We start from the raw sequence: 447 nt of genomic DNA, 5'->3' as shown, positions 1-447 counted from the left end.
AAGTAATATGCGCCTCTCTGAATTGTTCGAGGAGCTTTCTGTAGGTGAACTCTCGCAGCTTTCCATGAGCAATGATGGCTCTGGTGAGATTATCGAGAAGTATCACAACAAGCTCATCGTATATATCAACAACTCTCTCCTGAAGCTCTATACACGCTTTCCCTTGAAAACGAATGAGCTTCTGGTTGAGCAACATGAGCACATCACCAATTACCATCTCAAGCGTGACTTTGCACAGTCTGCTGACAGTGACCAGCCGTATCGCTATATCAGCGATCTTGGTGGGGAGCCGTTCAAAGGTGGTGTGCTGAAAATCCTTGAGGTCAGTGATCTGCTCGGTGGACACATTCCCTTGAACGATCCGGGGAATGATCGATCCTATTACACACCGGCTCCTGATGTCTTGCAGGTGCCTTATCCGATTACCGGTAATGTTACCTCGGTAAC

At 47.7% G+C, this 447-nt stretch carries 1 protein-coding gene; it reads left to right on the top strand.

Annotated features, from left to right (window positions below):
- The coding region (locus tag RMT89_RS41155) for a hypothetical protein (protein ID WP_315888868.1) at window positions 1-447 on the top strand (447 nt) is incomplete at both ends.

This window comes from Streptomyces sp. P17 (assembly GCF_032436805.1).
Taxonomy (GTDB): domain Bacteria; phylum Actinomycetota; class Actinomycetes; order Streptomycetales; family Streptomycetaceae; genus Streptomyces.
Note: the sequence above shows the minus strand (reverse complement) of the source record. Positions and strands in the feature narration are given on the sequence as shown.